The organism is Streptomyces sp. NPDC002032 (assembly GCF_042890765.1).
GTDB lineage: Bacteria > Actinomycetota > Actinomycetes > Streptomycetales > Streptomycetaceae > Streptomyces.
Genome location: NZ_JBIASM010000001.1, coordinates 289,228 through 310,123, shown reverse-complemented (window position 1 = coordinate 310,123; position 20,896 = coordinate 289,228). Strand labels below are relative to the sequence as shown.

Sequence of the window (20,896 nt, the reverse complement as noted above, 5' to 3'; positions counted from 1 at the left end):
CCAAGTGCGGGATGGAGCGGCTCAGTCGCGCCTCCCGGACCAGTCACGGACCAGACTCCCCGCCCGGAGTGAGGCTGGCGGCCACCCAGTCGGCCGTGAGCCTGGCCTGGTACGTCAACTCACTCAGAGCCGTTGCCGTTCCCGCCCGGCCCCGACCGCACCCGTACGGCAGCCCGCGGTACGCCGATCGGCGGGCTGCCGCACGGGCGGTGGCGCCCTGGGTGTCAGCTCAGCGGCAGTTCCAGCCGGGCCTCGCTCCCGCTCACGGAGCCGACCGTGGTGGTGGTGAGGGCCGGGAGGTCCGAGCCCGCGTAGGAGTACAGCGGGTCGCGGCTGTTGACCACCAAGGCGAGGCGGTGCCCGACCGGCAGGTCGTAGGACGCGGCCTGGAGCGACCAGGTGATGGTGGTGTCGGCCTTCGGGGCCAGGCCGGTGGCCGTGTACGGCTCGTGGGTGATGATCCGGGCGGCGCCGTCCGGGGCGACGTCGTACAGGTACGCGATCACGGTGGCGGCATCGACGCTGCTGCGCACCGACAGCCGCACGGTGGCGGCGCCCCGGATCCGGCGGGCCACCTCACCGGGGCCGGTCAGCGGGTCGGTCGTCCAGACCAGCAGCTGAGTGCGCTCGAAGTCCGCGAGGGTGTACTTGTTGGGGTTGCCGAACCACTCCCGCTGCCCGGTCTTGAGCAGCTCGCCCGCGTGGGAGGAGGTCAGGGCGCCGGCCTGGAAGTCCCGCGACCACCCGTTGGTCGGCTTGTCGGTCAGCGCGCCGTCACCGGAGCCGCCGGTACCGGTGAGGTACCACGACTCGCTCCCGGTGGTGGCCTCGGACCAGGAGTCGTGCGTCTCGCGGTGCGCCGGGACGGTGATCAGGTTGGAGCCGCCCGGGATCGCGATCGTCTTGTAGGTGAACATGCTCTGGCTCTTCACCACCGACCAGTTCGGCACGTCGTTGTCGACGCCGAGCAGGTGGTGGTCCAGCCACTCGTAGGCCTCCCGCGTCGGCTCCGCCAGCCCGGGGAACGGCAGGCCGGTCACCAGCCCGGCCAGGCCGGGGCCCTCGGGGGCGCCGTGGTCGCCGATCCACAGGTTCAGCCGCTTCGGCACGGTGAGCCGCTCGAAGTGGTCGAGCACCGGGTTGACCGGGAACAGCGTCTCGTGCCAGGTGTTCGAGATGAACGTCGGGATGCCCCGCGCGTTCGTCTGGTCGACGTACGTCTCCGGGGAGCGCTCGGTGCCCCACTCGACCACGGCGTCGAGGTTCCGGCCGGCCAGGAAGTCCTTCAGGAGCTGCTGGGAGCCCTCGTCGAACTTCTCCTCCAGCGGGCCGCCGGTGAAGGCGATCAGTGCCTCCACGGCCGCCAGGTGCCGGGTGCCGTTGTTGTACAGGCTGGTGGCGAGGTTGCCCCAGGTGCTCAGCGCGACCACGGTGGAGACGCGGCCGGCCGGGTCGTGCGCGGCGACCAGCTGGCTGATCCCGGAGCCGTAGGACTCGCCGAGGAAGCCGATCCGGCTGGGGTCGAGGGCCTCCTGCGCGTAGTCGATCACGGACGAGCCGTCGGCCCAGTCGTCGGGCCCGGCCACGTTGACGAAGCCCTCGGAGGTCGACAGCCAGCCCTTGATGCCGATGCCGCGCGGGGAGTAGGCGAGCACGTGGTAGCCGCGCTGCGCCAGCTTGAGGTACGCGTAGAGGAACGGCAGCCAGCCGTACGGGTTCCACCCGGCGGGCACGATCACCACGGGGCGCGGGGCGTCGTCCTTCAGCTTGATGCTGAACGCCGACAGCCGGACACCGTCGTGCGTGGTGATGCGGGGCAGCGCGATCGTGGCGATCCGCCGCACCGCGGCCACCAGCTCCGCGAGCTCCGGCGGGAGCTCGACGCCCTCCTCACCCTGGAGGGAGGCGAGCAGCGCCCGGGACACGTCGACGACGGCCTCGCTGACGCTGTGGCCGGGGCCCCAGATGCCGTTGGTGGCGATGTCAGTGAGCGTCGCTTCGGTGACCGAGGGAGTCTGGCCACTGGTCATTCGGAAACCACCTTTGCTCTGAACGGATATCGCTCGACATCATGATCAGGTCAGCGATGGGCAAACTGATGCACCATCATGTTCATCAGAACTAGCGATGTTTCCGCGATCCACACCCCCACCCCACGTGGCTACGGTAGGAACTCCGGAACTCAGCGCGCCCCACCGGCAGCCCCCATGCTCCTGGAGCGCATGTCGGCCGTGACAACGGTCGCCGGACGGCGAAGTCCGGCCACCCGGCGTGGCGTTCAAGCCGTGCGCCGGGCGAGTGGCTCCACAACTTCCCCGCGATCGTAGCCGTGGGTGCAGACTGGCCAACGCTCCGTCAGGAGTGATCCGCACGTCCATCGCCGCTCCGGAGCGTGTGGGACCGGGGTCGGCGGCCATGCTCGCGGGAGGGGAAGCAGTGGCACCGCAGGAATCCCTGCTCAAGATCTACGGAGACCGGTCGTACCGGCACGTGACGATGGCGCGGCACCAGGGCACCACCGTCGCGTTCGCGATGGACGCGTCCCGCCGGATCGTCTACTCGGTGTTGGACCTGGCCGGCCCGCAAGCCAAGGGCGCGGCAGACACCGCGTACTGGAGCGACAACCCGGCCGAGCTGGTCTTCCCCCGGGAGCTGGCCGAGGTGGGGTACGCCGTGGTCGGCGCGACGGCGATGCCGACGGTCAAGCGCGGCGGGGCCGAGGCGGCCGTCGACGAGCGGCCCACGGCCCAGGAGACCGACCTCTTCCTGTCCACCACCGCGCGGCTGACGGCGGACGCCCCGTTCCACGTGGTCTCCGACGGCACGTACGTGGTGGTGTTACGGCAGTCGGTCGGCGAGACGCACTCCGACGCGGTGTACAAGCTGACCGGCGGCGGCTGTTCGGGCAGCGCGTCCCGCACGGACTACGTGCTCAGCGGTACGAAGAAGGTGCCGCTGGTGCGCGACACCCTGCTGTGCGACCGGTTCCTGCTGGTGGACGGCAAGCTCAAGCCGGTGCTTGAGGTCCGCTATAAGCGCAGCCGGCACGCCACCCGTCCCGAGTCGGCCAAGGACAGCCCGGGCACCGAGGACATGGAGGGCCGCCCGTTCCACGAGCCGACCCAGGAGCTGTCCTTCGTACGGAACCTGACCCAGGGCCGGTTCGCCGCCGTGCTGGTGCCCACCGCGATCAGCGGCGTGCAGCGCTGGCAGCTGTTCGCCCACAACGACGCCACCGGGCGGGTCGACTCCTTCAGCGTCGAGCAGGGCGCCCAGGGCCTGTTCAACACCCGGGGCACCCGTTTCTACACCAGCCCCGACCCGCTCTACCGGGACGCGGTGTTCGAGCGCAGCCCGGGCAGCTGCCCGTTCACCGGGCGCGAGCTGGTACCGGTGACGGGCGCCGACGGGCGTGCGGAGACCGCCCTGCGGCTGGACGGCACCGACGCCCACCTCGACCTGGGCGATCCGGCGGCGCTGCGGTTCGGCGGCAAGGCGTACTCGATCGAGGCCTGGGTCAAACCCGCTGCCCTCGACGGTCCGGTGCTGGCCAGGAGCGGGGAGTACCTGCTGGCGGTGGACGCCGCCGGCCTGGTGAGCCTCACCCACCAGGGCGCGCCGTCGCCGCTGCTGTCCACCGAGTCGGTGCCGACGGACGCCTACACCCACATCGCCGCCACCTTCGACGGCACCACCGCGAAGCTGTACGTCAACGGCAGGCCGGCCGGCAGCGGGGCGCTGCCGTTCACCCCGGCCACCGGTGTGAGCACCCTGGTCGGCAAGGGCTCCTCCGGCGGTACGGACAAGCTTTTCAAGGGCGACGTCGACGAGCTCCGGATTTGGGACCGGGTGCGTTCCGCCGCCGAGCTCACCGAGGACATGAGCTACCGGCTGATCGGCAACGAGCCGGGATTGGTGGCCTACTACCGGTTCGACGAGGGCACGGGGAGCACCGCGAACGACCAGACCGACCGGGCGCTGCACGGCACCCTCGGCGGCGGCGTGAAGTGGACCGGCTCGGAGGCCCCGGTCGGCGACCACCCCGGGGTGCGGCGCGACAGCTTCGTCCTCAAGGGGCGCTCGGTGGTGTCCGGCCTGTCGGCCGTGCTGTACCACCAGCAGGAGAACGTGGTCGCCGGGTACCGCCCCGACCCCAAGCCCGCCAAGCGGCAGGCTCGGGTGCTGCTGGCGTTCGCCGCCAGGTACGGCCAGAACCCGTGCCTGGCGGGCCTGGACTTCGCGGTCGGCCGCGACGGCCGGCTGGCCCAGGCGCCGGACGTGCTGGACCCGGCGGTGCTCAAGCGGCCGACGAAGGGCCAGGACTCGGAGCAGGTCAGCGCCCTGCAGCAGCTGATCAAGCGGCTGGAGCCGGAGGTCGCGTCCCTTCAGTCGGAGATGACCCGGCTGGCCGGCACCGCGGGCAGGGTGGCCGAGTACCAGGCGGAAGTCGACCGGCTGAAGCCGGGCTTCGACGACCTGGAGCGGCGATACCTCGCCGAGAAGGACCTGGTCACCTCCTGGACCTACAACCTGGAGCTCAAGACACCGCGCCAGCTGGCCAGCGGCCACCTGGCGCAGTCGCTCTTCGCCATCCTCACCTCGGAGTACGAGGCCGGGGTGCAGTTCGTCCCGCCCAACGGCCCCCGGACGACCTGGTGGTTGGACGACACCGGCCAGAGCCAGAACGGCCGGCCCTGCTACTTCCTGGTCGCCCGCGAGCGCAACCGGGACCTGCGCGTCACCGGCAACTCGACGTCCGAGACCGCCCGGCTGAGCACGATCGTCCGCGAACCGGGCAATGTCAGCGCGCAGTTCCAGCTGATCGCCGGGGGCGAGTACGTCCGCATCGTCAACCGCGGCAGCCGGCTCGCGATCGGTTCGCCCTCCACGTACCAGTTACCCCACCTGGTCCAGTCGAGCGAATGCCTCACAGCGGACTCGGGCCTGTTCAAGATGACGCGCCTGTCCATGCGCTCGGGTGTGGACGTGGCGTACCTCGCGGCGAAGGAGAAGCTGGACGCCGCGCGCCAGCTCCTCCAGGAGGCGCGCACGGCCCAACAGCGGGTCGCCGAACTGCAGCTCGTGCTGGCCGCCAAGCAGGCCGAACTCAAGGACGCTCGGGACCAGCTGGCCCGCCTGTCGACCGCCCTGCAGGGGGACGACGACCTGACGGTGGCGATGCCGCTGCTGGCGGTGGACTCCACCGGTCTGAGCCTGTCCGGCGGCCTGCTCGAATTCGCCCGGGGCACCGACCGGCCCGCACTGCTGGACAGCGGCACCGGCAACGTCGTGCTGTACTTCCGCGGCGCCGAGAACCAGTTCTTCGCCGTGTACTACGACACCGGCGTCGTCCGCGGCGCCCAGACCCTCGCCGGGGACGGCGGCACGCTCACCTTCGTCGCCCGCGACCCGGCCGTTCCCCTGGACAGCGCCACCATCAAGGTCGCCGACGGCGACGCGCCCGGCCGCTGCGACCTGACCGTCACCGTCGGCTCCGACACCGAGACCTGGCGGTCGCTGCCGCGCAAGGCCGACCTGATGACCGCCGCCCTGGCCGGGAGCCCCGGCCGGCCGGTGACGGTCGGCGCGGTCGCCCGGGTGACGGGCAGAAACGTGGAGCTGACCGGGGCCACCACCGTGCCGGTCCCGGCCAAGGCCCACCTCGTGATCGGCAGCACCGGCTACGCCGCGGAGGCCGACAACCCCACCGGCGCCAAGACGCTCACCCTCACGACGGCGGGCACCGCGATCAAGCCCGGCGACAAGGTCAGCCTGGTCGGCTACGACTGGGCCCGGGCGGAGTCCACCCGGGCCGGGGTCCTGCTGTCCGCCGGATCCCGCCTGATCGGGCTCACCGCGGGCGGCGTCGACTCCGTCCCCAACGGCACGGCCAAGGCGACCATCACCGGCCGCGGCTGCCGCTGGCGGGCCGAGATGCCCGGCCGGGCCTTCCTGTTCGACGGCAAGGAGCAGTACCTGACCCTGCCCGCCGGCCAGCAGCAGAACATCGCCCCGACCGGTGACCTGAGCCTGGAGGCCTGGGTCAACCCCGAGGCCGGAGGAGGCCGGATCGTCCACGCCAGGACGGACGGATCGGGCTACTCCCTGGCGCTCGCCCCGGCCGCCCTGCCGGCCTGGCAGTTCGTCGGCGGCACCAAGGCCCAGTTGACTCCCTCGCTCGACCTGGCGAACCGGGACTTCACCATCGAGCTGTGGGCCAAGCGCAACCAGTCCCGGGGCCGCGTCGAGCCGCTGCTGTTCCACGGTGCGACGGACGGCCGGGTCGACCAGTCCCTGCACCTGTGGGTCCACCCCGACGAGACCTTCTACTTCTCGCTGTACGGCGACGACCTGAAGACCACCCAGGCCTACCCGGACCTGGAGTGGCACCACTGGGCCGCGGTCTACAAGACTGCCACCCGCGAGCAGATCCTCTACCGGGACGGCGTCGAGGTCGCCCACCGCACCTCCAACGGGGCCTACACCGGCAACGGCCCGCTGATCCTGGGCCACTTCCCCTTCACCGGCGACTACCTCGACGGCCGGATCGACGAGGTCCGCGTCTTCGGCCGGGCCCGCACCCAGCACGAGATCTCCTCCGAGCGCCACCAGCGGCTCTCCGGCCGCGAACCGGGCCTGCTCGGCCACTGGACCTTCGACGGGCCGAGCGGCCCGCCCTCGCCGATCAAGGGCTACCAGGTGGTCGCGCGGGTGAGCGACCGGGTGGTGCGCTCGGCGGAGCGTTTCCCGTGCAACGAATGGGCGCACCTGGCCGCCACCTTCACCCAGTCCTGGGCCCTGAGCCTGAACGGCGGCGCGGGCCTGTCGGTGGCACCGCAGAACTCGCTGGACGTTTTGGAGGACCTCACCATCGAGGCGTTCGTCCGGATCGACAAGCTCGGCGCCCCGATGGGCCTGCTCGCCAAGGGCACGGTGGTCGACGGCGGCCGGGACGGCATCCCGTACCAGTTGGGCATCCTGGCCGACGGCCGGGTGGAGTTCGCCTTCGCCGAGGCCGACGGCAAGGCCGTCCGCTACACCTCCGACCGGCCCGTGACGGCCGGGGCCTTCCAGCGGGTGACCGTGGTGCGCCAGCGCCGCAAGCCCGACACCTCCGCCGCCGCCCAGGCGAACGCGAGCGTCCAGTCCGAGCAGGACATCCGCTTCTACCTGGACGGCGCAGCCGCCGGCAGTCACCTGTACAGCGGCCCTGGTGCACAGTCCAACTCCAGCGAGCTGGAGATCGGCCGTGGGCTGCACGGTGTCCTGTGCGAGGTGCGGCTGTGGAACTCCGCACGGCCGGCCGTCCAGCTCGGGCAGCCGGTCACCGCGCGTGAGAAGGGGCTGCTGGCCCGCTGGCCCTTCAACGAGAACGCCGGGAACGTCACCGTCGACGTCTCCGGCTCCTTCCCGGCCAAGCTGCGGGGCGCCCGCTGGACCCGCGACGTCGACCCCACGGCCAGCCCGCTGCGGCTGTACCGCAACGGCGAGCCGCTGTCCGAGGCCCCCGTCACCGCCCAGGACACCGCCTCCTGGGGCGATGCCCAGCTCACCCTGGGCGCCCGCCTGGAAGGGGGCAAACCGACGGAGCTGCTGACCGGAACGCTGGAGGAGGTGCGGATCTGGCGCACCGTCCGCACCCGGGAGCAGATCAGCGACAACCTGTTCACCCGCCTGCGCGAGAACAAGCGGGACCTGCTCGGCTACTGGCCCTTCGACCGGGACTCCACCGAACCCGGCACCACCTCGGTGCGCGACGAGGGCCTGCGCGGCAACAACCTCGCCTTCTCCGCGAAGCGGCCCCGCGTCCTGCTCTCCACCGCCCCCGTGTCCACCGACACCGCCCAGGTGCGCTCGGCCCTCGCCGACGTCCGCACCCCCTTCCACGACACCATCGCCGGCGCCCCCGGCGCCACCGAGTACGCCGACCTCCAGTACGACGCGAAGGGCGAGACGCTCGGTGTGCTCAAGCGCTGCTACGGCTTCGTCCGCGACGGCCGCTGGCACCTGGTCACCGGCTACAAGGTGGGCGACCTGACCACCGAATGGGTCGGCCAGGCCCAGTTCGACCCGCAACTCATGGGCTACATCGAGGGCGCCCCGCCGGTCCCCTCGGAGAACCTCACCGACAAGGCCGACGGCTACGCCGCCGCCTCCTCGGTGGAGTTCGCCGAGGCCAACCAGGTGGTGCGGAGCCTGTCCTCCAGCAAGACCCGCAGCGTCAACGCCGCCTTCGGCTTCGCGGTGGGCTTCGAGACCGATGCCAGCGTCCTGTCGATCACCGCTCCGGCCGGCTTCGGCATCGCCTCCCCGCTCGCCGACGCCCAGTTGAAGGTCGGCCTGACGGGCCGCCTGGAGTTCTCCAACAGCTGGAGCGAGGACACCAAGGTCAGCCAGGGCACCAACACCGCCCGCAAGGCCAAGCTGGCCCTGACCGGCTACACCGAGGACGCCGCGAAGGTGCTGAACTCCGCCGTCGGCCGCCGGTACGTGCCCGCCAACACCGGCATGGCGCTGGTGCAGTCCCAGACCGCCGACGTCTTCGCGCTGCGCCTGGCGCACACCGGCGCCTTGGTCGCCTACCGGATGCTGCCCAACCCGGACATCCCGCCGGACTGGAACCTCATCCACTTCCCGATCAACCCCCGCTACACCAAGCAGGGCACCCTGGACGGCGCGGTCGGCTTCGACGACCGCGGCAAGGTCACCGACCCCGACTACCCCACCGCCACCGGCTACGGCGAGTACAGCTACTTCAAGCCGCGGGACGCCTACGCGCTCAAGCGCCGGATCACCCGCGACCAGCAGCGGCTGCACGCCTTCTACGAATCGGTCTCGACCGAGACCCACCGCCCGGACCCGACCCAGGGACAGGCCAACGCGCTCCTGCGCTCGATGGGCATGTCCGTCGAGCAGCAGGAGACCGGGCGCAGCACCGCCGGCAGCGCCGCCGCCACCGGCTTCTCGCACCGGGACCTGGTCAACACCTACGTCTGGACGGCCCAGGGAGGCTTCTTCGCCGAGACCACCGAGGCCACCGACGCCGTCAGCGAGACGACCTCCGGCTCCTACGCGCTCAGCGGCAGCATCGGCGGCACCTACGGGGGCAACTTCGGCTTCAAAGGTGTGAACTTCTACGGCCAGCTCGAGGCCTCCGTGGGCGGCGGTTTCAGCGTCACCCGGGCCAAGGGCAAGGACGCCTCCCGCTCCTTCGGCCTCGACGTCCAGTGCGCGCCGCCGGGCGACCTGCAGCGCCGTGACAAGGACGGCAAGCCCGTCTACGACACGGCGGGCAAGCCCGTTCTGGTGCCGGGCAAGGTCGACGCCTACCGCTTCCTCACCTTCTACCTCGGCGAGAACAGCGCCAACTTCGACGACTTCTACCACAAGGTCGTCGACCCCACCTGGCTGTCGGGCAGCGACGCCCCCGACGCCGCCGCCCTGCGGCAGACCCGCCAGAACTCGGCCAAGCCCCCGTGCTGGCGGATCCTGCACCGCGTCACCTACGTCAGCCGGGTGCTCGCACCCGTCCCGCCGCCCGGAGCGCCGCCCCTGGAGAAGGCGATGCGCGCCGAGAACATCGACAGCAACTACGAGCTGATCAAGCGCCTCGAACCGTACGTCCGCCCCGCCGCCACCAGCACCGGCGCCCTCGCCACCGCCACCCGCGCGGCCCTGGCCGCCCAGCTGCCCGAGCTCCTCCCCCACTCCACGGAGATCATCGACTACCTCAGCCGCTACTTCGGCATGGACAACTGACCTGGGCCCGGCCCTCCGTCACCCCGGAGGGCCGGGCGCGCCAGGCTGTTCCGGACCGGTCACGGACCACACCGCGCTCACCGTGCGGGTGGGCGGATGGCGCGGTCGCGGGGCCGCACCGGCTGACCGAACCGCTCTCAGGGCGGAGTGTCGCCCGCGTCCCGGTGTGCGCGGGCGACCTGGGCCGCGTCGCCGATCCGGTCCAGGCCCTGTACGGCGCGCGCCATGCGGGGGTTGCCCGCCAGGCGCGGGCGGTGCCGGTCGAGGAAGGACCAGTAGCCGACCGTGTACGGGCAGGCCCGTTCTCCGGTGCGGTCGGTGGGCCGGTACCGGCAGCCCCCGCAGAGGTCGCTCATCCGGTGGATGTAGGCCCCGCCCGACGTGTAGGGCTTGGTGGTCATCAGGCCGCCGTCCGCGTACTGGGACATGCCCACCACGTTGGGAAGCATGACCCAGTCGAAGCCGTCCACGAAGCTCCGGTGGAACCAGTCCGTGACCTGCGCCGGGTCCCAGCCGCGCTGGAGTGCATGGCTGCCGAGGACCATGAGGCGGGGGATGTGGTGCGTCCATCCCGTGTCCCGTACCTGCGCCAGCACCGTGGACAGGCAGCGTGCCCCCACCGCGTCCGCGTCCAGCTCGGCGAACCAGGCGGGGACCGGTGCGGTGTGGCGGAGGTCGTTGCGGTGCCGGTAGTCCTCGCCGAGGTGCCAGTAGAGGTGCCACACGTACTCGCGCCAGCCGCAGACCTGCCGGATGAACCCCTCGGCGCTGTTGAGCGGCACCAGCCCGGCCTTGAAGGCTCCCTCCGCCCGGATCACGCACTCCCATGGGTCGAGGAGGCCGAGGTTGAGGGAGGAGGACAGCAGGCTGTGGCTCATGATGGGGTCGGCGGCGAGCACTGCGTCCTCGTGCGCGCCGAACCCGGCGAGCCGGTGGGTGACGAAGTGGTCGAGGGCGGCGAGCGCCTCACGGCGGCTCGCGGGGAAGAGGCGCGGACCGTCGCGCCCCACGAAGGTGATGCCCTCCTCGCGTTCCCAGCGGTCCAGGTCCCGTCGGACCCCGTCGTCGATCTCGTCCTCGCGCGGCCGGTACGGCGGCGGCGCGCCCAGGGTGGCGCAGCCGCGCGGCGGGGGTTCCCGGTTGTCCTGGTCGAGGTTCCACCGCCCTCCCATCGGCCGGTCGCCCTCCATGAGGATGTCGTGGGTGCGGCGCGTGTGCTGGTAGAGGTTCTCCTGCAGGAGCCGGTGGCCCTTCTGCCGTGCTGCCCAGTCGGCGAACTCCCGGTGTCCGACCACGAACCCGCGAGCCGGGTGGACCGTGACCTGTGGCAGCGACGTCACCAGCGCGAGGGCCGCGCGGGAGGTCGGGTGGTGCACGGAAACGGGCGAGTCGCCCACGGCCCGCGCCAGTCCCTCCCGATAGGTCTCAGCCGTGACGTATTGGGCGCTATCGCCCAGTTCGGCCGCCCGGTGGCGCATGGCGCTGAGGACCAGATGGGCCTTGGCGCGGTGGAACCGGCGCCGCCGCAGCACGGCCAAGGACTCGATCAGCAGCCACCGGGTGTTCCTCGGTGTCCCGCCTGCGGCGGTGGCCGTGAAGTGCGGACCGAGTTGGTCTCCGAACAACCAGTGCACTGAGCTCATCCCCGCATCCAACCAATACGGAACGAGCCGACGGCGGCAGGCACGGCCGGACGGCAGTCCCGGAACGCACGTGCGGACCCGTCGCCCTGCCAACCCGTGTCACTGCCCGGCCGACGTGGTGGTTCACCCGGTACGGGTCAGCGGGGCGGCGGATACGGGTCGGCCCGCGCCCAGGCGATCGTGGCGTACAGCGGGGTCCGGACGAGGCCGAAGGCCCAGGCGGGCGGCTGCCGGGCGGCTTGCGCCGTGCGCGGTAACCCGTGGCTCCCCGGAGCCCCGGTACTGCCTTTCTTCACCCACGGGTCACGGGCTCAGTACAGGCCCATTCGGCGAGCGGTGTTCTCCCCGTGCTGCATCCGCTGGTGGGCACCCTCGCCCAGGGCGGTGAGCACACCGGCCACGACGGTTTCGACGACAGCGAGGGTGGGGACGAGGCTGTCATAGGGGGATGGTGCTGCTACCTGACTGGGCAGGACCACCTGAGCGTGCGCGGCCGCCGGTGAAAGCCACACGTCGGTGAAAAGGATGACCTTGCCACCCTGTTCCTGGACGAGTTCGGCCATGGAAACCTTGTCCGGCTCGTAGCGCCGGTAGTCGAACAGCACAAAGACATCACGTCGGTTCACCGCTGCGAGCTGCGCGGTCCGTTCGACGTCCCGGTCCGGCAGGAACCGTACGTCGTCGCGTACCTGCATGAGGTGCAGGCCGAGATACTGGGCGAACAGGTTCGTGAACCGCCCGCCGACCAGGGTGATGCGGCGTTTGCCGTCCGAGAGCAGGGCGATCGCGTGCTCGAAATCGTGCGGCGGCAGTTCGGCGAGGGTCTGCGCCACAGCGGCGCTGAAGACGTTGCTGCCGCGCTGGAGGAGGGACAGGTCCTCGACGCCGTCCTGGCTCCGTCCGTAGTCGGTCGCCTCGTAGAGGGAGAGGGGAGAAGCGTTGCGTTCGTCGAGCTCCGCGCGGAGCGCGGTCTGGAAGTCAGGGAAGCCGCGGTAGCCGAGCCGGTTGATGAAGCGCAGGACAGTGGGGGTGCTGACGGCGGCGCGTTCCGCGAGGACGGCCATGGTTTCGAAGCCGGCCGCGGGGTAGCCGGCGAGCAGCACGCGTGCGACCTTGCGTTCGGCGGGGCTGGCGTCGCCCAGCTTGAGGCGGATCTCGTCGGCGAGCGTGCCAGGGGCCATGCGCTGCGTCTTCCTTCGTGTGCGGGCCGGGTAGGTCAGTGGTCGAGCCTACTGTCGATCGTGGCTCGGTGAGGCCGGCCGGAACCCTTCGATTCCGGCCGGCCCCGTCGCCGGGAGCGCGTCAGGGCGCAGTCACTCCGGGGCGACGGCTATCCGCAGGCCGATGACGGTCTGCGCGGTGGCGCCGTCGCTGGTCCAGGCGGTGAATCCGGGCTGCTTGCTGAAGGTGACGGTGAATCGGGGGCCGCTCTCGAATGTGCCGGCGGTGGTGGTGCGCCGGGTGCCGGCGGCGAGGGCGCGCGCGGTGTTCAGGAAGGAGTAGGGGGCGCCGGCGGGGTCGGCCGGGGAGTCGAACACGTCTGGATTGGCGGGGATCGTCGCGGCCGCCGAAGGGATCAGAGGTCGCTTGCCGCCGGCGGGCAGGGTCTGCCAGCGGTTGGGGTCGTAGCGGTCGCCGTCGGAGAGGTAGGTGTAGCGGGCGCCGGTCAGTGCCCATCCACCCTGTGGATTTCCGCTGGTCCGGCTCTGGCGGAGGTCGAGGACGGCCACGCCTTGCGGGCCGAGAACGCGCATGCGCTCGCGGGGGCTGCCGGGGTCGTCGACGACGAGTGCGGTGTTCTCTTCGAGCGCGTACACGCGGTCGTGTCCGGTGTCGGCGGCCAGGCGCAGGGCTCTGCCTTCGCGTCCGTTCGCGCCGGTGTGGGTGTCGATGAGGCCTGAGCGCAGGAAGGCGAAGCCGCCTTCGGGGAGGTATCCGAGCCGGGTCGGGTCGTCGAAGTAGCCGGGGCTGCTGCCGTCGCGCAGTGCTTCGTAGGAGTCGCCTCCGGTGACCATGTCGGCTCCGGCCGCGATCTGCGCTCCGGCGCTGGATCCGGAGACGACGGCGCCGGTGGCGAGCTTCGCCCGGATGGCGGCCAGCACCTTGGAGTCGGTGTGTGCGGATCCATGGAGCAGGGTGGTGACGTAACGGTACTGGTCACCGCCTCCGAAGAAGAAGCCGGTCATGGAGTTGACCTGCCGTACGGCCTCGTCGGAGTCGGCATTGCCGATGTGGTCGAGGTCGACGGGGATCCATTGGGCGTCGGCGGCGCCGTGCTGCTTGAAGAGTCCGGCGTAATAGGCGCCGTTGCAGGCGGAGTTGCTGCAGTTCTCGGGGTCGCCTGCGTCAGGGTCCGCGCTCGCGGGGGTCGAGGCGGCGGTGAGGACACCGATACGGGCCTTCGATCCGCCCGCACGCTTGATGATCTCGCCGTACACCTGTGTGTTGTCTGCTTTCAGGCCGCCGCCGATCAGGACGAGCGAGCCACGGCCGCCGGCCGGTGTGGCGGCGCCGGCGTGGGCGGCCGGGGCGAGGGAGAGGGCGAGGAGGAGAGCGGTGCTGCCCGCCAGTGCGGTACGGCGGGCTCCGGTGGGGACACGCATGGATGTCTCCTTTGGGTGGGGGCGGGTGATGGCCGGGACCGCGGCAGCGTGTGGCCGCTGCGGTCCCGGCTAGAGCCGGCAGCCCGGTGCGTGGTCGCAGGGGCTGCCGGGTCCGGGGTCCCGTACCGGGCAATGGCGCGTTCGAACCGGTACGGGACGTCTGTGGGGGTTCAGCCGGTGCGGCTGTCGCCGAGGCCGACGATGAGGGAGGCCAGGAGCGCGACGCGGGCGGGGACGGTGGAGGTGTCGAGCCATTCCTCCGGGGTGTGGTCGGCGCCGCCGACCGGGCCGAGGCCGTCCAGGGTGGGCACGCCGAGGCCCGCGATGAAGTTGGCGTCCCCGACGCCGCCGGTCGCCGCGCCTGCCAGGCTGATTCCCAGGCCTGCGGCGATGCCTCTTGCTCGGTGGAACATGCGGCGTGAGGCGGGTGTGTCCTCCATGGGCGGGCACAGGTCCAGCTGCTCGACGCTCGCCGTGGTGCCGGTCACCGCGGGCCGGGCGGCGGCCGCCTCGATAGCGCGGTGGGCTGCTGCGAGTCCGGCGGCGGTGGCCGAACGGACCTCGACGCGCAGCTCGGCTTCGGGGCAGACGATGTTGGTGCGGGTGCCCGCCCGTAGGACGCCCACGTTGACGGTGACGTCGTCCCAGTGGCCGTTGAGGGCCTGCAGGGCAACGACCAAGTGGGCGGCGGCCAGAGCTGCGTTCGCGCCGCGCTCCGGCTCGATGCCGGCGTGCGCCGCCCGGCCGGTCACGCTCACACGGAAGTCGGCGACACCTTTGCGGGCGATGACCAGGTCTCCGTTTTCCCGGGCACACTCGAGGGCCAGCGCGAAATGGGCTCCTCGGGCTGCCGCTTCGGTTATCGGGCGGCTCGCCGGTGAACCGATCTCCTCGTCCGGAGTGGCCACAAAGGCGATTTCGGCGTACTGGCCCGCCCCGGTCTCTTCAAGGATCTCCAGGGCGGTGATGCCTGCCAGCAGGCCGGCCTTGTCATCGCTGACACCGGGGCCGCGCGCTGTGTGGCCGTCGAGGTGGAAGGGCCTGGCCGCGGCTGTTCCGTCGTCGAAGACCGTGTCGAGATGGGCGACGAGCAAGAGGCGGCGTCCGCCCCGTTCGACGGGAAGGGATCCGGCTTTGCGGGCTACGATCACATCGCCGACGGCATGTCCGTGGGTGGGCTCGGGAGCGACTCGTTCGACGTCGAAGCCGAGGCGCAGCAGCCGGTTCTGTGTCCAGGCGGCCATCTGGTCGACGCCGGTGGGGCTGTAGGAGCCCGAGTCGATGGCGACCAGGTCGGCAAGGTCCGCGAGGTAGCCCTCCAGGCGGGCTTCGGCATGCGGAAGCAGCGAGTCGGTATGGAGCTGCTCCCGGGAGGGGGCGGTCACAGGACCTTGGAGAGGAACGCGCGGGTGCGTTCCTGCCGGGGCTCGACAAGGACCTGGCGCGGGTCACCGGATTCGACGACGACGCCGTCGTCCATGAAGACGGCCGTGTCCGCGACCTCGCGGGCGAAGCCGATCTCGTGGGTCACCACGACCATCGTCATGCCATCCGCCGCGAGCCGGCGCATCACGTCCAGGACGTCTCCGACCAGTTCCGGGTCGAGCGCGGAGGTGGGCTCGTCGAAGAGCATGAGCTTGGGTTTCATCGCCAGGGCTCGCGCGATGGCGACGCGCTGCTGCTGCCCCCCTGAGAGCTGGGCCGGGTAGTGGCCGGCCCGGTCCCCGAGGCCCACCTGCTCCAGCAGCTGGTGGGCCTCGGCCCTGGCCTGTGACTTGTCGGTCTTGCAGACATTCACGGGGGCTTCCATGACGTTGTCCAGGGCCGTCATGTGGGGGAAGAGGTTGAAGCGCTGGAAGACCATGCCGATGTCGCGTCGTCGGGCTGCGACTTCCTTTTCGCGCAGTTCGTGGAGTCGCGATCCGCTCTGGCGGTAGCCGACCAGATCGCCGTCGACCGCGAGTTTCCCGCCGTCGACTCGGTCGAGGTGGTTGATGCAGCGCAAGAAGGTCGACTTGCCCGAGCCGGAAGGGCCCAGCAGGCAGCACACCTGGCCGCGTTCGACCGTCAGGTCGATGCCCTTGAGGACTTCGAGTTTGCCGAAGTGCTTGCGTACGCCTTGGGCGTGGACCATGGGAACGTTCACGCGGCCGCCTCCTTGGTCTTCTCTTTCCTGCGGGCGGGCTGGGCCGGCGCGCCGGTGAGCATGCGGCGCAGGGGTGAGACGCGGCCGCCGCGGTCGGAACCTCGGCCGTAGCGGCGCTCCAGCCATGCCTGCGGGACGCTGAGCAGGGTGACCAGACCCAGGTACCAGAGGCTGGCGACGACGAGCATGGGGATGACCTGGTAGTTCTGCGCGTATACGTCCTGGATGTTGGACATCAGGTCGTGCGCGGAGATGATCGATACCAGGGCGGTCATCTTCAGCATGTTGATCGTCTCGTTGCCCATCGGCGGGATGATCACCCGCATGGCCTGGGGCAGGACGATCCTGCGCATCGTCTGTGCGGGCCGCATGCCCAGGGAGTGCGCGGCTTCGGTCTGGCCGGGGTCCACCGACTGGATGCCGGCGCGGACGATCTCCGAGGCATAGGCGGCTTCGTTGAGCCCGAGGGCCAGCAAGGCGGCGACGGCCGGGGTGAGGAGCGAGTTCGTCTCGATCTGGAAGAAGGTGACGGTGGTGAACGGGATGCCGATCTTCACGTACTGGTAGAGGGCGGCGGCGTATCCCCAGAAGATGATCTGGACCAGCAGCGGAGTGCCGCGGAAGAACCAGACGAACAGTGAGGACATGCCGTAGAGGACGGGGTTGGACGACAGGCGCATCACCGCGACCAGCGTGCCCAGCACCAGTCCGAGCGCCATGGCCGCGACGGTGAGCCACAGGGTGGTGACGAGTCCGGTGAAGATCAGATCGGCGAAGAGGAAGTGCCTGATGATCTCCCAGTGGAGATTGCCGTTCTTGGCCAGTGATCCGGCGACGCCAATGAGCGCGGAGACAGCCACGGCGGCTGAGATCCAGCGGCCGTAGTGGCGCAGCGGCACGACGGTGAGTTGCTCGGGGGCCGGTCGGTCCGTGTCGGCGGGGGCTGTGGCGGTGGTCATTTTCAGTTCACCGCCGCGTTCTTGGTTGCCTCCTTGACGGCGATGGAGGCGACACCGTATTTGTCGAAGATCTTGGCGGCGGTTCCATCGTCGATCAGGGCCTGCAAGGCTTTGTGGATCGCGTCGGTGAGCTGGGGCAGTTTCTTGGAGACCGCGATTCCATTGGGTGAGGCTCCGTAGCCGCCCGCGGCAGCCGGATCGTCCACGACCTGAAAGGCGTTGCCGGCGTCGGCGGTCTTGGCGGTCCAGCCCGCGGCGGGCTTGGTCTGCACCTGGGCACCGACCTTGCCGGAGCGCAGGGCGAGCTGCGCGTCAGAGTCCTTGGGGAAGGTCTGGATGTCGATCTCGCTCCCGGCGGCTTTGCACTTGGCCTGGTGTTCCTTGAGGAGGTCGAGCTGGTTGGTCGCCGCCTGGACCGCGACCTTCTTGCCGCACAGGTCATCGAGGGTGGTGATCTTCTCGGGGTTGCCCTTGACCACCATGATCCCGGAACCGGAGACGGAGTAGTCGACGAAGTCGACGACGGCCTGGCGCTCCTTGTTGTCCGTCATCGCCGACATCGCCGCGTCGAACTTCCCGGCTTGAATGGCCGGCACGATCCCGTCGAACTTCTGCGGTGAGAAGGCGAACTTCACTCCCAGCTTGGCTCCCAGCGCCTGCCCCAGGTCGTAGTCGAGCCCGGTGAGCTCCGGCTTGCCTTCGGCCACGAACATCTCGAACGGCGCGTAGGGCAGGTCCGTGGCCACGCGTACCGTCCCCGACTGCTTGACCGTGTCGGGGAGCGCCGCGTGCAGGCCGTCGTCCTTCGTGATGACCACACCTGCGACGGTGGTCCGCTGCCCGCCGGTGGTCTTGGCCGACGAGTCGGCAGCGGAGTCGGAACAGGAAGTGAGTGTGGCCAGCGCGGCTGCGGCCGTCAGCGCCGCGATCAGGTTTCGGGACAGAGGGGTGTTCATCAGGCGTGGGCCTCTCCGGTCTTCGGGCCGACGGGGTGCTCGCCGTCGACTGCAACACGGAAATTACAGAACGGCCCATCACTTGGCTAGATGTATCGCATGTTTCATTGCCGTAACGGTCACCCACCTGATCGCGAGAGGCTCACAAGCAGGACTCCGATCTGACCGCACCCACAACTCCCCACTCTTTTGCGCTACATCTACCGCTCCACCTCGTTGGCTTGTAAGTTCCGCTACTGCCGCACCCGCATGACGGCGCACCTGTCTCCCCCACCCCTCGGAGAGTTCCATGAGCACACGCTTCAGGCATGCCTCCCTGGCCTCGGCTGCCGTCACCCTGCTCACGCTTGCCGCCACTCTCACCGCGACCGCAAGCGCCGAGGCAGCCGCCACGCGAGTCCGCGCGGGCAGCACCTCGGACGTCAGCCGCGCCTCCTGGCAGGGCCCTGCCTTCACCATGAACGGCGACGGCAAAATCGTCCCCGGGTCCATGTCAGCCGCCATCGACGCCATACGCGGCGGCACCGGCAGCCTGGATGTCGTCGTCCTCGCCGGCTCCGTCCCCACCTCAGGCAGCGCCACCCCCGAATGTGACGCCGCCATGGCGCTGCCTGGCGTCAACTCCTGCACCACCTGGACCCTGACCACCGCGGCGGACGGCAACAACAGCCAGGTCAACACCGACATCCGCAACGCGGAATTCGTCTACTTCGCCGGCGGTGACCAATGCCGCTACGCCGCCTGGAAGGGCACCTCGCTAGAGGCATCCGTGGAATCGGTGGTCGCCAAGGGTGGCGGCTCGGGCGGCGGCAGCGCCGGCCACCACATCAACAGCCCCGTGGTCTACGACGCCTGCAACGGAAGCGTCACCAGTCCGGAAGCCCTCGCCAACCCGTACGACAGCCACATCACCTTCACCACCGGCATGTTCGACTGGCCCAACTACGCCGGCGTCATCAACGATTCCCACTTCACCACCCGGGACCGGATGGGCCGCACCATGGCCTTCATCGCCCGCGCCATCAGGGACGGCCGGACCTCAGGCGGCAAAGCCTGGGGCGTCGGAGTGGAAGAAGGCAGCTCGCTGCTCCTCGACAAGAACGGCCGGGCCACCCTCTACGGCAAGGAAGCCTTCGTCGTCCTCGGCGACCACCAGCCCGAGCAGGCCACCGCGGGCAAGCCCCTGACCTTCTCCGGATACAAGATCTGGCGCCTCGGCCCCGGCCAGAGCTACGACTTCAAGAACCGCCCCACCTGCGGCTACTACCTCCGCAGCGTCACAGGCGGCGTCCCCGACACCAACCTGTACACCGGGACGCCCCAGAGCACCTGCGGCAGCTCCGGAAACACCACGGCCCTGGCCGAGAGCGAAAACAACGACACCCTCGCCACCGCCGATGACGCAAGCACCCTGGCCCATCCCCTCACACTCACCGGCACCATGAAGTCCACCAGTGACCGCGACTACTTTCGCGTCTCCTTCGCCGCGAACGAACGCATCAGCATCAGCTGCGCCATACCTGACGGCGCCTACGACGCAGACCTCTACCTCCTCGACTCCGCGGGGAGCACGGTCGCCAGGTCCGTGAACGACGGCGTGGGCGCGGACGAGTCCCTCACCTTCACCAGGACAGCCACGGGAAGCGGCACCTACTACGTCGAGCTGGATGCTTTCCAGGGCTCGGGAAGCACGCCCTACACCTGCGACCTGGCGAAATCCTGAGCCACTACGTCAATCCCTCGCGTTCCTCTCACCACAGGGGTTACGCAGTACACGCAGCCCGAAGTGATGCATAAAGGGTGCAAATAGCCGTCATGGTGCACCGCGCATAGGTTCGGCCCGTCAGATACCTCTCGGGGCTCGGGCGCCTCTCCCGGGATGATCGGAAGGAGACTTCGTCATGATCGTCAAGAAGCTGCACGACGCGGGCGTAAAGAGCGAGCACGCCTATCTGGCGGCCACCTTGTCCATCGGCCTGTCGCTGGCATCGTGGCTCGCCTCCAACAGCCGCGAGGACATCGAGCGTGCTGACCGGTGGGGCATCTTCGTCGGGGAGTGGGCGCCCACGTTCTTCGGCCTCGGCCTGGCCCTCGCTCACTACGAAAAGTGACCGGTGCACCGAAACGATCTCCCGTAGGAGGCGACATGAAGCTGAGTGACGAGCTACCCGTCGATCACCACCTCGCCACCGTCTACCGGTACGGTGCCCTGCTCTGCGGCCTGATCCTGATCGTTTTCGGGATTCTGGGCTTCTCGGATGCCCTGAGCCCGTTCGACACCCGCGGCAGGACGATCGCGGGGATGACCACCAACACGACCCTCAGCACCATTTCCGTGGTGGTCGGTCTCGCACTTGCCGCGGGCGCGTTCGTCGGCGGCAACTTTGCCTCCACCCTCAACATCACGGTAGGAGCCCTGTTCCTGCTCAGCGGCTTCGCGCACATCTTCGTGCTCGACAAGGACGCCAACGTCCTCGGTTTCGGCATGACCAACGTGATGTTCAGCTTCGTCATGGGGCTGATCATCATGACCTTCGGGATGTACGGCCGCGTCTCGAGCAAGCTCCCCCACGACAACCCGTATTGGCAGAGCCGCCACACGGACCGGGAAACAGGCCGGTCCTCGCGGGCACGCCCCGCTCTCGCAGGTCGGGGGCCGCGCGCTCGCACCTCACCCGCGGCCACGACGAGCTGTCTCGACCCGGCCGAAAGCTCGCGGTGACCGTCCGGGGAACGCGTCGTGATACCGCGTTCCCCGGACACCTGCGGCTACGGGTCTCACCGCGCTCCGTCGCCGCCCGCTCCGGCGCGTGGTCCCGTGCCGTTCTGC

12 protein-coding genes are annotated in these 20,896 nt (G+C 70.1%); 4 read left to right on the top strand and 8 right to left on the bottom strand.

Annotation, left to right across the window (positions count from 1 at the left end; genetic code table 11):
• Positions 1–224: 224 nt before the first annotated feature.
• Positions 225–2,030 carry an alpha/beta fold hydrolase gene (locus tag ACFYYT_RS01105; RefSeq protein ID WP_351821804.1) on the bottom strand — a complete coding sequence of 602 codons (1,806 nt, stop codon included), beginning with the start codon at positions 2,028–2,030 and terminating at the stop codon, positions 225–227.
• 406 nt (positions 2,031–2,436) lie between these two features.
• Here ACFYYT_RS01105 and ACFYYT_RS01100 point away from each other — a divergent pair, with 406 nt between their 5' ends.
• The gene (locus tag ACFYYT_RS01100; RefSeq protein ID WP_351821807.1) at positions 2,437–9,759 is read left to right on the top strand and encodes a LamG domain-containing protein; all 7,323 of its coding nucleotides are present in this window, start codon (positions 2,437–2,439) and stop codon (positions 9,757–9,759) included.
• Positions 9,760–9,896: 137 nt separating this feature from the next.
• Here ACFYYT_RS01100 and ACFYYT_RS01095 read toward each other — a convergent pair whose 3' ends face one another.
• From ACFYYT_RS01095 to ACFYYT_RS01065, 7 genes are all read right to left on the bottom strand, one after another.
• The gene (locus ACFYYT_RS01095; RefSeq protein ID WP_351821810.1) at positions 9,897–11,402 is read right to left on the bottom strand and encodes a cryptochrome/photolyase family protein; all 1,506 of its coding nucleotides are present in this window, start codon (positions 11,400–11,402) and stop codon (positions 9,897–9,899) included.
• Between the two features lie 311 nt (positions 11,403–11,713).
• Positions 11,714–12,583, bottom strand: coding sequence for a MurR/RpiR family transcriptional regulator (locus tag ACFYYT_RS01090; protein ID WP_351821813.1), 870 nt, complete (start codon positions 12,581–12,583; stop codon positions 11,714–11,716).
• Between the two features lie 132 nt (positions 12,584–12,715).
• The gene (locus tag ACFYYT_RS01085; protein WP_351821816.1) at positions 12,716–14,005 is read right to left on the bottom strand and encodes a cyanophycinase; all 1,290 of its coding nucleotides are present in this window, start codon (positions 14,003–14,005) and stop codon (positions 12,716–12,718) included.
• A 170-nt stretch (positions 14,006–14,175) separates the two neighbouring features.
• A complete protein-coding gene (locus ACFYYT_RS01080; RefSeq protein ID WP_351821819.1) occupies positions 14,176–15,390 on the bottom strand; it encodes a M20/M25/M40 family metallo-hydrolase in 1,215 nt (404 codons plus the stop codon).
• Positions 15,387–16,139 carry an amino acid ABC transporter ATP-binding protein gene (locus tag ACFYYT_RS01075; RefSeq protein WP_351821885.1) on the bottom strand — a complete coding sequence of 251 codons (753 nt, stop codon included), beginning with the start codon at positions 16,137–16,139 and terminating at the stop codon, positions 15,387–15,389. The genes ACFYYT_RS01080 and ACFYYT_RS01075 overlap by 4 nt, the downstream gene beginning before the upstream one ends.
• Before the next feature lie 8 nt (positions 16,140–16,147).
• Positions 16,148–17,110 (bottom strand): amino acid ABC transporter permease, encoded by a 963-nt coding sequence (locus tag ACFYYT_RS01070; RefSeq protein WP_351821822.1) that lies wholly within the window; start codon positions 17,108–17,110, stop codon positions 16,148–16,150.
• Positions 17,111–17,112: 2 nt separating this feature from the next.
• A complete protein-coding gene (locus ACFYYT_RS01065; protein WP_351821825.1) occupies positions 17,113–18,066 on the bottom strand; it encodes an ABC transporter substrate-binding protein in 954 nt (317 codons plus the stop codon).
• A 289-nt stretch (positions 18,067–18,355) separates the two neighbouring features.
• On the opposite strand from ACFYYT_RS01065, the gene ACFYYT_RS01060 reads away from it, so the two are divergent.
• From ACFYYT_RS01060 to ACFYYT_RS01050, 3 genes are all read left to right on the top strand, one after another.
• The gene (locus tag ACFYYT_RS01060) at positions 18,356–19,789 is read left to right on the top strand and encodes a pre-peptidase C-terminal domain-containing protein (protein WP_351821828.1); all 1,434 of its coding nucleotides are present in this window, start codon (positions 18,356–18,358) and stop codon (positions 19,787–19,789) included.
• 178 nt (positions 19,790–19,967) lie between these two features.
• A complete protein-coding gene (locus ACFYYT_RS01055) occupies positions 19,968–20,177 on the top strand; it encodes a hypothetical protein (protein ID WP_351821831.1) in 210 nt (69 codons plus the stop codon).
• Between the two features lie 35 nt (positions 20,178–20,212).
• A complete protein-coding gene (locus ACFYYT_RS01050; protein ID WP_351821833.1) occupies positions 20,213–20,788 on the top strand; it encodes a DUF4383 domain-containing protein in 576 nt (191 codons plus the stop codon).
• The last annotated feature ends 108 nt before the right edge of the window (positions 20,789–20,896 follow it).